General features: G+C 59.2%; 15 protein-coding genes and 1 pseudogene. 14 read left to right on the forward strand and 2 right to left on the reverse strand.

The genetic code is table 11. The features are described 5' to 3' along the window. Positions 1 to 29: 29 nt before the first annotated feature. Positions 30 to 1,106 (reverse strand): extracellular solute-binding protein, encoded by a 1,077-nt coding sequence (locus ELH03_RS20205; protein WP_130766596.1) that lies wholly within the window; start codon positions 1,104 to 1,106, stop codon positions 30 to 32. A gap of 261 nt (positions 1,107 to 1,367) precedes the next feature. Between ELH03_RS20205 and speB the strand changes: the two genes are divergently transcribed. The 5 genes from speB (at position 1,368) to lhpI (ending at position 5,898) form a co-directional block, all read left to right on the forward strand. Continuing rightward, a complete protein-coding gene (speB, locus tag ELH03_RS20210) occupies positions 1,368 to 2,429 on the forward strand; it encodes an agmatinase (protein WP_027682552.1) in 1,062 nt (353 codons plus the stop codon). Between the two features lie 84 nt (positions 2,430 to 2,513). After that, positions 2,514 to 3,311 carry a transporter substrate-binding domain-containing protein gene (locus tag ELH03_RS20215; RefSeq protein ID WP_105007596.1) on the forward strand — a complete coding sequence of 266 codons (798 nt, stop codon included), beginning with the start codon at positions 2,514 to 2,516 and terminating at the stop codon, positions 3,309 to 3,311. Between the two features lie 144 nt (positions 3,312 to 3,455). Further along, positions 3,456 to 4,124 (forward strand): amino acid ABC transporter permease, encoded by a 669-nt coding sequence (locus tag ELH03_RS20220; protein WP_128400328.1) that lies wholly within the window; start codon positions 3,456 to 3,458, stop codon positions 4,122 to 4,124. Further along, positions 4,121 to 4,768, forward strand: a complete 648-nt coding sequence (locus tag ELH03_RS20225) for an amino acid ABC transporter permease (RefSeq protein ID WP_018243905.1) — start codon at positions 4,121 to 4,123, stop codon at positions 4,766 to 4,768. Before ELH03_RS20220 ends, ELH03_RS20225 begins: the two co-directional genes overlap by 4 nt. Before the next feature lie 158 nt (positions 4,769 to 4,926). Continuing rightward, entirely contained in the window at positions 4,927 to 5,898 is a 972-nt protein-coding gene (gene lhpI, locus ELH03_RS20230; RefSeq protein ID WP_128411835.1) for a bifunctional Delta(1)-pyrroline-2-carboxylate/Delta(1)-piperideine-2-carboxylate reductase, read from the forward strand. Positions 5,899 to 6,035: 137 nt separating this feature from the next. Here lhpI and ELH03_RS20235 read toward each other — a convergent pair whose 3' ends face one another. Next, positions 6,036 to 6,719: a GntR family transcriptional regulator gene (locus ELH03_RS20235; protein ID WP_018243919.1), complete on the reverse strand. Its 684-nt coding sequence runs from the start codon at positions 6,717 to 6,719 to the stop codon at positions 6,036 to 6,038. 112 nt (positions 6,720 to 6,831) lie between these two features. On the opposite strand from ELH03_RS20235, the gene ELH03_RS20240 reads away from it, so the two are divergent. The 9 genes and pseudogenes from ELH03_RS20240 to ELH03_RS20275 all read left to right on the forward strand — a co-directional run bounded on the left by ELH03_RS20240 (position 6,832) and on the right by ELH03_RS20275 (position 14,601). Continuing rightward, positions 6,832 to 7,485 carry a GntR family transcriptional regulator gene (locus ELH03_RS20240; protein ID WP_027666894.1) on the forward strand — a complete coding sequence of 218 codons (654 nt, stop codon included), beginning with the start codon at positions 6,832 to 6,834 and terminating at the stop codon, positions 7,483 to 7,485. 115 nt (positions 7,486 to 7,600) lie between these two features. Continuing rightward, the gene (locus tag ELH03_RS20245) at positions 7,601 to 8,437 is read left to right on the forward strand and encodes an ABC transporter substrate-binding protein (RefSeq protein WP_130766597.1); all 837 of its coding nucleotides are present in this window, start codon (positions 7,601 to 7,603) and stop codon (positions 8,435 to 8,437) included. Positions 8,438 to 8,514: 77 nt separating this feature from the next. Further along, the gene (locus ELH03_RS20250) at positions 8,515 to 9,207 is read left to right on the forward strand and encodes an amino acid ABC transporter permease (protein ID WP_011653848.1); all 693 of its coding nucleotides are present in this window, start codon (positions 8,515 to 8,517) and stop codon (positions 9,205 to 9,207) included. 15 nt (positions 9,208 to 9,222) lie between these two features. Next, positions 9,223 to 10,113, forward strand: coding sequence for a 4-hydroxy-tetrahydrodipicolinate synthase (gene dapA, locus ELH03_RS20255; RefSeq protein WP_128411837.1), 891 nt, complete (start codon positions 9,223 to 9,225; stop codon positions 10,111 to 10,113). Between the two features lie 11 nt (positions 10,114 to 10,124). Further along, positions 10,125 to 13,058: an FAD-dependent oxidoreductase gene (locus tag ELH03_RS20260; RefSeq protein WP_412034396.1), complete on the forward strand. Its 2,934-nt coding sequence runs from the start codon at positions 10,125 to 10,127 to the stop codon at positions 13,056 to 13,058. Then, positions 13,055 to 13,783: an amino acid ABC transporter ATP-binding protein gene (locus tag ELH03_RS20265; protein WP_011653851.1), complete on the forward strand. Its 729-nt coding sequence runs from the start codon at positions 13,055 to 13,057 to the stop codon at positions 13,781 to 13,783. The genes ELH03_RS20260 and ELH03_RS20265 overlap by 4 nt, the downstream gene beginning before the upstream one ends. A 47-nt stretch (positions 13,784 to 13,830) precedes the next feature. After that, the gene (locus ELH03_RS37980) at positions 13,831 to 14,007 is read left to right on the forward strand and encodes a hypothetical protein (RefSeq protein ID WP_233942489.1); all 177 of its coding nucleotides are present in this window, start codon (positions 13,831 to 13,833) and stop codon (positions 14,005 to 14,007) included. Beyond that, positions 13,937 to 14,191: pseudogene (locus ELH03_RS37985) on the forward strand (dihydropyrimidinase); the annotation flags it as partial. The gene ELH03_RS37980 and the pseudogene ELH03_RS37985, both read left to right, overlap by 71 nt. Further along, positions 14,188 to 14,601 (forward strand): DUF3830 family protein, encoded by a 414-nt coding sequence (locus ELH03_RS20275; protein ID WP_018072093.1) that lies wholly within the window; start codon positions 14,188 to 14,190, stop codon positions 14,599 to 14,601. The pseudogene ELH03_RS37985 and the gene ELH03_RS20275, both read left to right, overlap by 4 nt. Positions 14,602 to 15,104 lie beyond the last annotated feature (503 nt).

Raw genomic sequence — 15,104 nt, forward strand, 5'->3', positions numbered from 1 at the left:
GGAGCGAATCTGAAAGATCGCGACGCGCTTTAGAGCAACGGGGCGATGTCCTGTTCCCAGCGTTTGGACCAGGCATCCTGCTGTTCGAGAACGACATTGTAGTCCGGCACATAGACGAAGCTCGAAAACTCGTCCGACGTGAAGGACAGATGCTTGAGATTGTCGGGCGTGACCGCCTTGCTGTTCAACGGCGCTTCGCCCGCCACCTTGGCGTAGAGCGAGTTCATGTCCGGACTGATCGCGAAGTTGACGAAATCGAGTGTTGCCTTGGTGTTCGGTCTATTCTTCAGTACGCCGAAACCGCTCTGGTAGAGGAAGGCCTTGAAATTGCTGTCCTTGGTGAAACGAGTAACCGGGAAGTTCTTCGCCACGGCCGCCCAGCCGGGCTCAGCGAAGAAGCCGACGGAGGTCTCGCCCGACGTCAGCGAATTGGTGAAATCGATATCGGTGATGGCGACGCGGCCGATATTGCCGGATTTCGCCAATTCCGTCATGAGCTTCCATCCAGGTTCCATATTCGTTTCACTGCCGCCAGCGTGAAGGGCGAGCGCGACGATCTGGAGCATCATGCTCTGTGTCGGGCCCGGCCAGCAGATCGCGCCCTTAAGATCGGGGCTCAGCAGATCATCGATGGTCTTCACAGCGATAGGAGCCGTGTCGGTTCGCGCACCGAAATACATGCCACCAACTGCGCGTGGGACCGCTTTGATATTGCCCTTGCCATCACGAATGATGATTTTCTCGGGAATATTCGCAAGGTTGGGAATATCGGCAGGTTTGATGGTCTCGAGCCAATCCTCCTTCACCATGCTGTTGAATGAGCCTTCCCAGCCGGCGACGTAGTCGTAGTCGACATTCGGCCAGACGGCCTTGATCTTTGGCAGGATCGCGCCCGCGCCGCCCTGATGAAGAACCCAGTTGAATGTCGCCGCATTCTGGTCGGCGGCAATCTGCTTCATGGCTTCGACGACATCGCCGCCCCATTCGACAGCGGTGAGATTGCCGCTGCCGGCTGCGGCGGATCTCGCAAACCCGGTCATCGTGCCGGCAATCCCCGCGGCAGCGGCGGATCCGAGGAAGCGGCGGCGTGTCATATCGTGCAACATCGTAGGTTCCCTTTGTTGTCGGCCCTCTGCTGGACCGTTCGCATCGGAGACTGCTTGGAGGTTGCCAACCGCGGTAGTGGGAAAATTCTCGCCGGGTTATAAAGTTTTCTGAATATCTCGATGAGCGCGCTACCGACATCGCGGAGCCTCGGCGGACCTCGCCTATCAATAATCGTTATATCCCCTCTCGAATTTTCGCGGTTCCAAGAGAAGCGGGCGGCGCCGATGATGATGGCAGCATCAATACCGCGGGAGCCTGCCTTGACCATTGACCGGGATTTTCTGGAGGACTTGAGAAAGCGCTTCGGCAGCGCTGCAGGCGGAGAGATGGAAGATCCGCACTTCCGCGCCGTGGCGGCGAGCGTATTCAAGGACGGCGACAGCCGCAAATGGCCCTTCGCCGATCCTGCGACCTTCCTGGACGCCCGTTTCATCGAGAACGGCTTGCGGCCCGAGGTCCTTGAGGCGCTTGACGTGGCTCTGATCGGCGTGCCGATGGATCTCGGCGTCACCAATCGCGCCGGCGCGCGGCTGGGGCCGCGGGCCGTCCGGGCGATCGAGCGGGTAGGCCCCTACGAGCATGTTCTGCGTGTCGCGCCGATGGGAGGGCTAACGGTCGCCGATGTCGGCGACGTGCCGATGCGCAGCCGGTTCGGCCTGGCCGAGTGCCATGCCGACATCGAGGCCTGCTACCGGATGATCGCGGCAACCGGGGTTATCCCGCTGTCGGTCGGCGGCGACCATTCGATCTCCGGCGCCATACTCAAGGGCCTGGCGGCCAGCCAGCCGGTAGGCATGATCCACATCGACGCTCATTGCGACACCGCTGGTCCCTATGAGGGCTCCAAGTTCCATCACGGCGCGCCCTTCCGCGAGGCGGTTCTGGCGGGCGTGCTCGATCCGAAGCGTACGATCCAGATCGGCATCCGCGGCGGCGGCGAATATCTCTGGGAGTTCTCCTTTGCCTCCGGCATGACCGTCATTCATGCGGAAGAGGTGGCGGAGATGGGCCTCAAGGCTGTGATCGCAAAGGCTCTGGAGGTTGTCGGCGCCGGTCCGACCTATCTCAGTTTCGACGTGGACAGCCTCGACCCGGCCTTCGCGCCCGGAACCGGCACGCCAGAAGTCGGCGGGCTTCAACCGAGGGAGGCCCTGACCCTGCTGCGCGGCTTCAAGGGCATCAACCTCATCGGCGGCGACGTCGTGGAAATCGCGCCGCAATACGACAACACCACCAACACCGCGCAGATCGCCGCGCAGGTCCTGTTCGAACTCCTGTGCCTCGCGATGTTCAGTCCCGCGGTCAGGACAAAGCTGACCTGAGAACCAGCTCCACAACGGCAGCGTGCCTCGTGCCCGCTGCCATCCATCACCTGTCGCACAACACGTCTCAAAAAGGGGAACGACATGACTGCTCTTATGAAATTGCGCTACACCGCCACCGCGGCAATTGCCGTGTTCGGCATCCTGGCAGGGGCCGCGCAGGCCGACGAACTTGCCGATATCAAAGCCGCAGGCGAGATCAACATCGGCATCTTCTCCGATTTCCCGCCCTTCTCTTCGGCAAGCGCCGATATGAGCATCAAGGGCTATGATGTCGACGTCGCCCAGAAGATCGCCGACGGGCTTGGCGTGAAACTCAATCTCGTGAGCGTTACTGGCCAGAACAGGATCGCCTACCTGAACGACGACCGCGTCGACCTGCTGATGAGCGTCGGCTATTCGAAGGAGCGCGCCGAGGTTATCGATTATGCCGCCCCGTACGCCCCCTACTATATCGCCGTCATCGGTCCGGCAGCACTGAAGGTGAGCGGCAAGGAAGACCTTGCCGACAAGACCGTTGCCGTCAATCGTGGGACACTCGAAGACACGTCGCTGACGGCTGCCGCCCCCGGCTCGGCGGCGATCCAGCGTTTTGAGAACTACAATTCGGTCATCCAGGCCTTCATATCCGGCCAGACGCAGCTGATGGTCGTCGGCAACGATGTCGGTGCGCAGGTTCTGGCGCGACAGGACGAGCTGAAGCCGGAGCAGAAGTTCCAGCTCCTCAGCTCCCCCTCGCACATCGCGCTCCGCAAGGGCGAGGAAGGCCTGAAGAAGGCTGTCAATGACAGCGTCGCCGCAATGATCTCCGATGGTTCGCTCGACGCGAGCTCGAAGAGCTGGCTGAAAGCGCCGCTCAACCCTGAAAACCTGAAGGACTGACGAAGACGGCCTCCCACTCACCAGAGCATGATGCCGAAAACTGTAAGCGATTGCGGTGGCATCATGCTCCAATTCTTTGGTTGAGAGGCGGATCGAGATTTCGGGCCGACCCGGCTCAGATCATCCGGCTCCAAAGGACAAGCGATGAGATACAGCCTCGATTTCAATTGGCTTTGGGACGGAATGGGAGCTCTGGCTTATGGCGCAGGCACGACGCTTGCACTGACGGCCTCCACATCGGTCCTCGGGATCGTTCTCAGCGTTCTCGGCGCGGCCGCGCGCCGGGGACCTTATCCATGGTTGCGCAAGGTCGTCGGCCTGTATGTGGAAATCATGCGCAATACGCCATTCCTGGTGCAGCTGTTCTTCATCTTCTTTGGCTTGCCTAGCCTCGGCATTCGCCTCGATCCGATCTCTGCCGCAGTCCTTGCCATGACCCTCAATATGGCGGCCTACACGATCGAGGTGGTCGGGGCCGGGCTCGATGCCATACCGAGAGGCCAGAAGGAGGCGGCGCAGGCACTCGGCCTGAGGCCCCGGCTGGTGTTCTTCAAAATCATCCTGCCGCAAGCGATCGCCGTCATTTTTCCGGCGCTGACGAGCCAGATCATCATCATGATGCTGGAATCGGCGGTGGTTTCGCAAATATCCGTCCGCGAGCTGGCGCAGGAGGCCGATCTGCTTCAGTCGCGCACCTTCCGCTCCTTCGAGACCTATCTGGTGGCGACGTTGATCTACCTTTCGATGTCCGCCGCACTTCGCCGGCTCCTTTTCGCCGGAAAACGCCGTTTTCTGGGAGCCGGTCTGGCATGATTGAGTTCACCTTCTGGGACATTCTGCGCAATCTTGTCTTCGCGACACGCTGGACCCTTATGCTTTCGCTCGCAGCCTTTGCCGGCGGCGCCATCGTTGGCCTGGCGATCCTGTCTGCACGGATATCGAAAACGCGCTGGCCGCGCAGCTTCGCGTCCGGCTACATTGCCCTGTTTCAGGGAACGCCGCTGCTCATGCAGCTCTTTTTGATGTTCTTCGGTCTGCCGATGCTCGGCTTCCGGATCGAGTCATGGACCGCCGCCGTCTGCGGCCTGACGTTCTATGCTAGCGCTTATCTTGCGGAAATCTGGCGGAGCGGCGTCGAGGCGGTGCCGCGTGGGCAATGGGACGCCGCAGCCAGCCTGGGCTTGCATCGTCTCCTCGAACTTCGCCTTGTCATCTTGCCGCAGGCTTTCCGGATCACGCGCGCGCCGACTGTCGGGTTCTTGGTCCAGTTGATCAAGAGCACCGCACTGGCCTCGATCCTCGGCTTTGAAGAACTATTGAAAACCGCGAACGCCATCAACAACGCGACCTTCGAACCTTTCAAGGTCTACGGTCTCGTCGCGGTGATCTTCTTCGCCCTGTGTTATCCGCTTACGCAATACGCCAGAATTCTGGAGAAGAAAGCGGCGTTTGGCTGAGCGGTGCCGAGTTGCTCCGCATTCCGATCGCAACGGAGTGTCCAAAGGGCCGATGCCGGTTGAAAAGCCGGTGCGCCGCGCAGCGGCGACGCGGCTTTCGTTCAATCACACAGACCTCGCTTTATCCAGCAGTCAGAACTTCCTGAGAGATCGCTTCGATGACCGACACACAAATCCGTATTCTCGATGCCCGGACAACGGGCGAGCTTCTGCCTTTCGGCGCGCTGGTCGCGACCCTGCGGCAAGCATTTGCCGAAGGCTGTGTTGTGCCGGTACGGCATCACCACACGATAGCCAATAGCGGCGAGCCGGATGCGACGCTGCTTCTGATGCCGGCCTGGCATGAAACGCATCGGTCGGAGCGCTACCTTGGCATCAAGATCGTCACCGTCTTTCCCGGCAACACGGTACGCGGCATTCCCGGTTTGACCTCGACTTACATGCTCTATGATGGCCGGACCGGGATGCAGCTTGCGCTCCTTGACGGAAACACGATCACCGCGCGCCGCACGGTAGCGGCATCGGCCCTTGCTGCGGACTATCTTGCCCGACAGGACGCCCGCCGTCTGCTGGTGATCGGCGCAGGCCGCGTCGCGAGCCTCATACCCGATGCCTACCGCGCCGTCCGGCCGATCGCGCATGTCGATATCTGGGATATCGATCCCGTCAGTGCGGAACGGCTGGCGCAGAGCCTCCGGCAACAGGGGCGCCAGGCCACTGCCGTCCCGGATCTGGAAGCCGCGGCGCGGCAAGCCGATATCGTCAGCGCGGCGACGTTGGCGACAGCACCGCTTATCCGGGGCGAATGGCTGCGGCCGGGCACCCATGTCGATCTGATCGGCGGCTTCACCCCGGCGATGCGCGAGGCGGATGACGAGGCGCTTCGGCGCTCCTCGGTCTATATCGACACTCACGAAGCCCTTCACGAAGCGGGCGATCTGGTTCAGCCGATCAGAGCCGGCGTCATTTCTGCCGATGCGGTGCGTGCGACACTTGACGAGCTGTGCCGCCGGGATGTTCCAGCGCGGACGTCCAACGACGAGATCACTCTCTACAAGGCGGTCGGAACGGCGTTGGCCGATCTTGCCGCCGCGACGATGGTGTATGAAGCCGCTTTGATCGCCGGCTGACGTCTTCTGGTCCGGGCGATGCCCAGCGAAAAGAAGATGGCTGATCGAGGCATCGAGGACTTTGACTCGAACACAAAGCCTCTGACCGAGGCTCCATCATCGTTTCAGCGGGCTTGCTCCTACTGTCTACTCGATCGCTAAAGGTCAGCGACTTGTAGATGCATTCGGGTAAATGCGATTAAGCTTTCGATGTGGTGGGCGACAGCTCGGCGAGTTTCCTCGACGTCGCCCCGGTCGATCGCCTCGATGATAACGAGGTGTTCCGTGGAGTCCGGCTTCAGGCGATCTTTCAGGCGGTCGATTTCGAAGAGACGCGTGGTCGCCCGGAGCTCCCGTAGTACCTTGGCCATTACCGCGTTGCCGCAATGATCGATGATCATATTATGGAGATTGTCGTCCGAGAACCAGTGTGCGTCGGTGTGATACGCCGTCGCGTCCAAAAGGTCGTGGATTTCCTGCCGGACGCTCATCAAAAGTCGTCGCGGAATAGCGTTGATCGACAGTACTGCTGCGTCAGGTTCGATCAACAACCTCAATTTCAAGCTTTGAAGATACTCGCCGACGTCCACCTGTCGCACGACGTAGTTTCGGCCGTCGCCCTTGCGAACCAGGCCTTCGCCCTCCAACCTCTGCAGCGCTTCCCGCAACGGCGTCCTCGAAATCCCGAGTGTCTCGGCAAGCCTTGCCTCAACGATGACATGCCCGCCTTTCAGCCGGCGATGCCGGATCATGTCGGACACGGCTTTGTAGGTCAGCGATGCAAGATTATGCTGCCCTTTCTCCGCAATTTTCCGACCCGGGGCCTCTAAGGCGTCTGTCACCGTTTGCCATTTCCTTGTTCTTTAAGGCGTTGGCCGCTCGACGCGGCACCGTGCTTTCCTTACGCAATCACTTGTTACATATGATAGCCGATTTGGAAAAGGACTGGAACGAGTGCAGATGGACGATGGTCTGAATGAAGTTGGCGACTCCAGCCTTGCTGACGAAACCTACCGTTCCCTGCTGGCCGATATTCTATCAGCCAGGCTCGCGGGCGGATCGGTCGTCCAGCAACGCCGCCTGGCGACCAAACATGCCGTTTCGCGTTCTCCTATGCGCCACGCGTTGGGACGCCTCGAAGGGGAGGGACTGCTTGTCAGAAACGAAAAAGGCGTTCTCTCGGTCAGGGTCATCAGTCTCAAGGACTACCTTGACAGCCTCACCATGAGGATGCTGCTCGAACCAACTGCGGCCGCGCTCGCCAGTCCCCACGTTTCGCGACTTGAACTGGACCCTTTGACAAGGATGCTTGACGAGATCGAGGCCGACCCCGAACCTGACCCTGAGGTGGTCTGGGCGTTTGACGATGCGCTTCACAACTATATCGCAAGCGAGAGCCGCAACCCCTTTATGGCAACCACGATCGGGGAGATGCGACGCTACACCACGATCTTCGAACGACAGCTGCCCGTCGTGCGCGCGAAGCCGGGCGTGCGAGAACATCGAGCGATCCTGCTTGCCTTGGCCGCCAACGATGCCGAGGCGGCTCGCCGAGCCATGACCGATCATCTCGAAGTCGTCCGTCAGGGCGTCCTTGCGAACTACTGAATCGATGAATTGAGAATGCACTTGCATCAACGGTGAACTTTTGTATAAAAGTGGGATCCCACTTGAATGCAGGGTCGGGATCCAACGATAAAGAACCGAACTCCAGAGGCTCTCCATGCTCCGTTCACACTTCTCTCGCAGTGTTCTTGCCGCGTCCTTCCTGTCGATCACAGCGTCTTTTGCCTTCGCTCAATCCTGCGAACCCAAAGTGGCGGCAAGCGAGTTGATCAAGCCCGGCACGCTCGTCATGTCGACCAATCCAACGCTTCCGCCGCTCCAGTTCATCGACTCCACGGGTGATCTGAAGGGCATGCGCATCGACCTCGGCAAAGAGATCGCCAAGCGCCTTTGCCTTGAGCCCGAATATGTCCGCATCGAATTCTCCGCGATGGTTCCGGGCCTGCAGGCTGGCCGCTGGGACATGATCAATACGGGCATTTTCTTCACCGAAGAACGCGGCAAGATCATGCAGATGATCCCCTATGAAGATCAGGCCATCAGCGTCTCCGTGGCACCAGATTCGAAGAAAAACGTCGCCGCAAAAGATGATCTGGCCGGCATGACGATCGGTGTCGAAATCGGTGGTTTCGAGGAAACAAAGACACGCCTTCTCGACAAGGAACTGCGTGACGCGGGCAAAGAAGGCTTGACCATCCAGACGTTCGATAATTTCGCCCTCGCCTACCAGGCTCTGCGGGCAGGCCAGGTGCAGGGTGTCGTGTCGATCGACGCCGTCGCCAAGGAGTACGATTCTCGCGGGGACTTCAAACGGGCAATCAGCGGCCTCTACCCCGCTCCGGTTTCTGTCGCATTCAAAAGCCCGGCTTTGGCTGATGCCGTGTCTGCGACGTTGAAAGACATGAAGGCGGATGGGTCTCTGAAGGCGCTCTTCGACAAATACGGTCTGCCGATGGTCGCGGGTGACTATTCGGTCAAAGGCCCCGGCCGCTGAACTGATTTCAAAGATCGTTTAGAGATGAGGCGGGGCGCGACCACGTCGCGCCAAACCTCTTGCAGAAAGTCGTCTTCATGTCGCTTTGGAACTGGTCTGGCTTTTTCGGTTATCTGTTCAACCCCTTTATACTTGGCGGGGTGTTCACGACCGTTTGGCTCACCGTCGTCTCGTTGATTGCGGGGCTTATTCTGGGCTTTGCTCTTGCATTGATGCGGCGATCGTCGCGGCGGGTGCCATACTACATTGCCAAGGCGTATATCTGGCTTTTTCGCGGCACGCCGCTTCTTGTACAGTTGATTGCGATCTACACGGCGCTTCCACTGTTCGGCATCAAGTTCACCGTCATAGAGGCGGCGTTGCTCGGATTGGCTCTCAACGAGGCGGCTTATCTCGCGGAGATCATTCGTGCCGGTATCGAAGCTGTGCCGGAAGGCCAGACCAGGGCAGCGCGCGCGCTCGGCATGACTGAGCGTCAGATCATGCGCTACATCGTGATGCCGCAAGCCTTCAAAGTTATCGTTCCGCCTCTCGGCAATTCGGTGAACGGTCTCTTGAAAACGACTTCTGTCACCTCCGTCATCTCGGTCGAAGAACTCCTTCGCCGGACCCAGGTTCTCATCCAGGAGCGGTTCATGGTGCTCGAACTGTTTGCTGTCGCGGCGATCTATTACCTCCTCCTCACAACACTCTGGGACTTCTTCCAGAGCCATATCGAAAAGCGTCTCGGTCAAGCCGGATCTCGGCTTTCCATTAACGAGAAGCGCTAGAACCAGGATTTTCAAATGCAGAAGACGTTCCGCGGTGTCTACACCGTGATGATTACTCCCTTGGATCCCAGCGGCGCGGTCGATCTGAAGGGGCTGGCTGCCTTTACCGACTGGCAGGTCAAGGAAGGTATCCATGGCCTGATCCCTCTTGGATCGACGGGTGAGTTTCTATCGCTCAGCGAGGAAGAGCGCGATAGTGTGGCGAGGACCGTCATCGAAACTGTCGCGGGAAGGGTGCCTGTTCTGATCGGCACGGGAGCGGAAGATACGCGGGAGTCCATTCGCCTTAGCGTCAAGGCCGAGGCAATGGGAGCCGACGGTGTGATGATCATTCCGCCATTCTATTCCACCCCAACGGATGACGAACTCGTTCACCACTACAAGAGCATTGCGTCTGCCGTGGCCATCCCGATTATGGTCTACAACAATCCCGCGACCGCAAACGTCGATCTGACGCCGGAGTTGGTCAAGCGCATCGCCGAAATCGACGGCTGCGACTATATCAAGGAGTCCACCCTCGAAGTGACGCGCGTGCGCGATATCATCCGGCTGGCTGGCGACGATATGACTGTGTTCGGGGGTATTCTCGGGTTCGAGTCTTTCGTTATGGGTGCGCAGGGCTGGGTGGCAGTGGCTTCAAATGTTGCGCCAGGACCGATGGCGCGGATCTTCGAACTTGTTGCAAATGAGAAAAAGTTCGACGAGGCAAGAGAGCTTTACCTCAAATGGCTGCCTGTCATTCAGGCGGTCGGGGGCCAGGCCTATGTCGCAGGAACGAAGTCGCTGCTGACCCACATGGGATTTGGCGCAGGCCTGCCGCGTCCGCCGCGACTACCGTTGCCGCCCGCGCAGGATGCCGCCATGAAGAAATTGGTGGCCGATTTCGGTCTGGCGTTCGGCGCCTGAGGAATTCCATGATGCCCGTCGCTTCCATAAACCAGAGCGTGAGGCCCGACGATGCGCGGGTCAGGCTCTCGGTCGACGGTCTGCAGATATTTGCCGAAAAGGGCATGTCTGTTGCCGCCGCCATCGAGGCGACGGGGCGGCATGAATTTTCTCAAGGCATCAAAGGCGACGGCCGTGGCCTCTTCTGTGGAATGGGTGTCTGTCACGATTGCCTCGTGACGATCGACGGAAAAGTCAGCCAGCGGGCCTGCATGACCATCGTCGACGATGACATGCAGGTTCTGCGTCCTGCTGCGCGGCCCGACCTTGCCACTGGTCAGATTGCCGATCTCTGCAGTGTGCCGCATTCCTTGACGACAAGGACGATGGACGTTCTCATTGTCGGAGCGGGGCCCGCAGGGCTTGCCGCAGCGCAGCTCCTTGCTGCGGCCGGCGCCAAGGTGACCGTCATTGATGAACGGCCGTCTGCCGGCGGGCAGTATTTCAAACAACCCTCGACACGGAGCGCCGCCGAGCGATTGAGTGGCGACGAGCAGGCTTTATCCGGCGCAGCGCTTATAGGGGAAGTGCACGACCACGGCGTGACATTTCTAAGTGCTACAGTGGTGTGGGGTGCCGCACGTGACGACGACGGTTCGCTTATTATCGCCTGCTATGGGTCCAGCCATGCGTTTTACTGCAAGCCGAAAATACTCATCATCGCGACGGGGGCCTACGAACGCCCAACGCCGGTGAGGGGTTGGACACTTCCTGGTGCGATGACAACAGGGGCCGCCCAGACGTTGCTGAGGAGCTACGGCACCGTGCCCGGCCGAAGGATCGTTATTGCCGGAAACGGTCCTTTGAATATGCAGGTCGCAAACGAACTTCGAAAGGCAGGAGCCTCCATAGTCGCTTTGCTGGAAGCAGCGCCGCCACCGTGGTCTCGGCCTGTGGCCGCCCTCAGCCTTCTGACAACGGATCCCGCTCTCGCCCGTCACGGATTGCACCAGATATCGACGCTCAGGTCCGCGGGCGTCAAGATAGGCTGGAATAGCGTACTCACCTCGATCAACGGTTCGCAGCGTGTGGAGAGCGTCACGTTCGCCGGACCAGGCGGTGAGACCAATCTCGATGCTGACACGGTCCTTATCGGCGGCAATTTCACATCCTCCAATGAGCTGTCGCGGCTACTCGGATGCGGCCATGAGGTCGTTGGCGGCGATCTGCGGGCAGTGCGAGATCTCGACGGTCAGACAACGCTTGCGAACGTGCATATTGTCGGTGAAGCGGCGCGTTTCGGCGGCGCGCATGTTGCGATGGCAGAAGGGCAGATCGCCGCCGCGGCGATTGCTCGAAAATTGGGCCTCCTTGTCCAAACCGACGAAAGCCCAATGAAACGGCTTGCCCGCCATAGACGGTTTCAAGAAGCCCTTTGGCAGGTCTTTGCGCCGAAGGACGATGCAAAGACAAAGACGGCAATTCTGCCAGATGATGCATTGATCTGCCGTTGCGAGGGCGTGACTTACGGTGTCTTGAGGACGCTCAGCGCAGATAGTGCGCAGGACGTTTCGACATTAAAGCGCCTGTCGCGTGCAGGCATGGGGCGGTGTCAGAGCCGCTACTGCGGCAAAGCGATCGCTGACGTCGCGAAAGAACGGCACCTCGCTGGCGAAACGAGCGGTTTTCTGGCTCCGCAAATGCCACTTCGACCTATTCCGCTGGCGGCGTTTGCGGTCGAAAAGCCGGAATGGGGCGGCCACAAGCGCGCACTTTTGCCGGAAAAACCCCCAGTGGCGAATCCTCAAGCTTTGCCGGTGACGGAAACGTCGACGCTGGTAATCGGCGCAGGCATTGCAGGCCTTTCGACGGCGCTCTTCCTTGCCAGGGAAGGCGAGGACGTTGTGGTGGTGGAGCGCGCTTTTGCGAACTCGCTGGCGTCTGGAGGGAATGCGGGAAGCCTTCACGCCCAGCTGCTTTCCTTCGACCACGGTGCCCGTGCCGAAGGTGGCGGCGGAGCGGCCGCACAAACACTTCCCCTCCAGCGGGATTCAATCGCTCTTTGGGCCGCGCTGCAAAGCGAGCTTGGACAGGATTTCGAGATGAAGGTCACAGGCGGCCTCATGGTGGCCGAAACCGATGACCACATGCGTTTTCTGGCGGAAAAGGTCGGGGTGGAGTGCGCGGCCGGGATCGATTGCCGTTTGATCGGGCAAGAGGAACTGCGCTCCCTGGAGCCTGCTCTGTCTTCTCACTTCGTCGGCGCTGCCTACTGCTCCCAGGAGGGCAAGATCAATCCTCTCGTCGCGACGCAATATATATTGGAGGCGGCACGGCGAGACGGCGCTCAAGTCTTCGAAAATTGCGAGGTCACCGGAATAAGGACCTCGGACGACGGGTTCGAGGTCAAGACATCGAGGGGCATAGTGCGGGCAAAACGGATCGTCAATGCAGCCGGTGCCTTCGCTTCAAGGATCGGCGCGATGCTCGGTGTCCATGTGCCGGTATTTGGAGCTCCGCTGCAGATGGTGGTTACCGAGGCCGCAGCACCTTTGATCTCGTGTCTCGTCGCCCATGCCGACCGCCATTTGACACTCAAGCAGGCGGCAAACGGGAATTTCATCATCGGCGGCGGCTGGACCGCAGGCCTCGATCCCGTCCATCAACATCCACGCCCGCTACTGTCGAGCCTTGAGGGGAACCTTTGGGCTGCCCAGCACGTCGTTCCCGCTCTGCGCAAACTTCACGTCATCCGAAGCTGGGCGGCGATGAACATCAACATCGACGGTGCGCCGATCCTCGGCGAACACCCGTCAATGCCCGGGTTCTTCAACGCCGTCGCTTCAAACGGCTATACGCTCGGCCCGATCGTCGGCCAGTTGACATCTCGGCTCGTTCTCGGTCGCGAGACCGATAGAGCCTTGCAACCCTTTTCCATCGCGCGTTTCCAGAAAGGCCGGGCATGATTGAGATCACTGGCGTTACCAAATATTACGGTCAGTTCGCTGTCCTTAAGAACTGCTCGGTGAACGTCGAGCGCGGTGAGGTCGTGGTTGTCTGCGGTCCCTCGGGGTCGGGCAAATCGACATTGATCAAATGCGTCAACGGGCTCGAGCAGTTTCAGGAAGGTTCGATCCGGGTGCATGGTATCGAAGTTGGTGACCCGAAGACCGACCTGCCGAACCTTCGCACGCGGGTAGGCATGGTCTTCCAGAACTTCGAGTTGTTTCCACATCTGACGATCATCGACAATATCATGCTGGCGCAGAAGATTGTCATTGGCCGCAGCGAAACGGCAGCCCATGCGAAGGCCATGGCGCTTCTTGATCGCGTCGGGCTGACAGACCACGCGAAAAAATATCCAAGCCAACTCTCCGGCGGGCAGCAGCAGCGCGTGGCGATCGCGCGGGCGCTCGCGATGGATCCGCTCGCCATGCTCTTCGACGAGCCGACATCCGCGCTTGATCCAGAGATGATTTCCGAAGTGCTCGACGTCATGACCGGACTGGCAAAGGACGGCATGACGATGATGGTCGTCACCCATGAGATGGGATTTGCCCGCCGGGTGGCGACACGCGTGATTTTCATCGATCAGGGCGAGATCGTCGAGGATCGTCCGAGCGAGGAGTTTTTCGCGGGAAAACACAACCCACGAACCGAAGCTTTCCTTGGCAAAATCCTGCAACACTGAAGATCAGGCTTGTGAGCAACTACGATCTCATCATCCAGAACGGCACGGTGGCGACTGCTGCGGATGTTTTCCAGGCGGATATCGGCATTAAAGACGGCAAGATTGTCCAGATCGGGCAGAGCCTGTCGGGTGCTGCGCGCACGATCGACGCCTGGGGCGGATGCGGACATCGCGATCTGGGATCCAGCCATCCAACGGACCATCCGTCATGCGGAACTGCATGATGGCGCAGACTATTCGCCCTACGAGGGGACCGAGATCACCGGCTGGCCGATAACGACAATTGTCGCCGGAAAGCCTGTCGTCGAAACCGGTGTCCTAGTGCGCACCAAGGGCCACGGGCAATATCGGAAAGCCGCGGCGAGACAAATCAACAAGCAGTCAAATCTAACAAGAGCGACATCATGAAACTGAAAATTACAGCAGGGCCTTTCATCTTCGACGCTGTCCTGGAAACTGCCAGAGCGCCCAAAACCTGTGAAGCATTCATCAAGCAGATGCCGTTCGATGGTAAAATCGTGCACGTTCGCTGGTCTGGCGAGGGCGTTTGGATCCCGCTTGGTGACCATGATTTCGGCGTCGGTTATGAGAACCATACAAGCCATCCGGCCCCCGGTCATATCATCCTTTACCCGGGAGGCATTAGCGAAACGGAAATCCTGCTTGCCTACGGAGGCGTCGATTTTTCATCGAAAATGGGCCAACTGGCTGGCAATCATTTCATCACAATCACATCCAATCTCGACCAACTGGCCGAAATAGGGCGCCTCACGCTGTGGGAAGGCGCGCAATCCATTCGATTTGAGGCCGTATCCTAGCGCATAACCCCGAAAATCGGAATCGGTTTTCGGAAAGGATTATGCGCAAATTCAAAGTGCTACAGCGTCCTTTGCGCGTCTGAAAAGACGCGCGGCGCTGTAGAGCATGATGCCGAAAAGTGTGGGCGGTTTTCGGATGAGATCATGCTCTAACTATATAATTTAGAACAGGATTCGGATTTTGGGCCGACCCGGCCTAAAATCATCCTGTTCTAAGCGCAATAGCGCAAGGCGGCAGGGTTGACGCCGGCGTGCCAGCACCGCCTAACGCCGCGGTTGGCACGTTTCCTGCATTCTAGTCTTCGAGATTTCCAAATGGTGGACGAAGCCCGAAATGTCTTTTGATTTTGACTTCGAACTTGCGAAAAGAGCGGCGCAAGAACTGCCTCCGTCGCAGAAACAGCCAAAAACGCGCAAGATGTCTCTTCTACAGAGGCTCATGGCTTCGCCGCCAATTCCTCCTCGCCCGTCTCTCAGCATTCTGCGCACATATAGAGGTGGTG

The organism is Rhizobium beringeri (assembly GCF_004306515.1).
GTDB classification, from domain to species: Bacteria; Pseudomonadota; Alphaproteobacteria; order Rhizobiales; family Rhizobiaceae; genus Rhizobium; species Rhizobium beringeri.

What these genes read in the sequence shown, in the direction of transcription:
- ELH03_RS20205 (WP_130766596.1), bottom strand. Translation starts at nt 1,106, where the DNA reads ATGTTGCACGATATGACACGCCGCCGCTTCCTCGGATCCGCCGCTGCC.
- ELH03_RS20215 (WP_105007596.1), top strand. Translation starts at nt 2,514, where the DNA reads ATGACTGCTCTTATGAAATTGCGCTACACCGCCACCGCGGCAATTGCC.
- ELH03_RS20220 (WP_128400328.1), top strand. Translation starts at nt 3,456, where the DNA reads ATGAGATACAGCCTCGATTTCAATTGGCTTTGGGACGGAATGGGAGCT.
- ELH03_RS20225 (WP_018243905.1), top strand. Translation starts at nt 4,121, where the DNA reads ATGATTGAGTTCACCTTCTGGGACATTCTGCGCAATCTTGTCTTCGCG.
- lhpI (WP_128411835.1), top strand. Translation starts at nt 4,927, where the DNA reads ATGACCGACACACAAATCCGTATTCTCGATGCCCGGACAACGGGCGAG.
- ELH03_RS20245 (WP_130766597.1), top strand. Translation starts at nt 7,601, where the DNA reads ATGCTCCGTTCACACTTCTCTCGCAGTGTTCTTGCCGCGTCCTTCCTG.
- ELH03_RS20250 (WP_011653848.1), top strand. Translation starts at nt 8,515, where the DNA reads ATGTCGCTTTGGAACTGGTCTGGCTTTTTCGGTTATCTGTTCAACCCC.
- dapA (WP_128411837.1), top strand. Translation starts at nt 9,223, where the DNA reads ATGCAGAAGACGTTCCGCGGTGTCTACACCGTGATGATTACTCCCTTG.
- ELH03_RS20260 (WP_412034396.1), top strand. Translation starts at nt 10,125, where the DNA reads ATGCCCGTCGCTTCCATAAACCAGAGCGTGAGGCCCGACGATGCGCGG.
- ELH03_RS20265 (WP_011653851.1), top strand. Translation starts at nt 13,055, where the DNA reads ATGATTGAGATCACTGGCGTTACCAAATATTACGGTCAGTTCGCTGTC.
- ELH03_RS20275 (WP_018072093.1), top strand. Translation starts at nt 14,188, where the DNA reads ATGAAACTGAAAATTACAGCAGGGCCTTTCATCTTCGACGCTGTCCTG.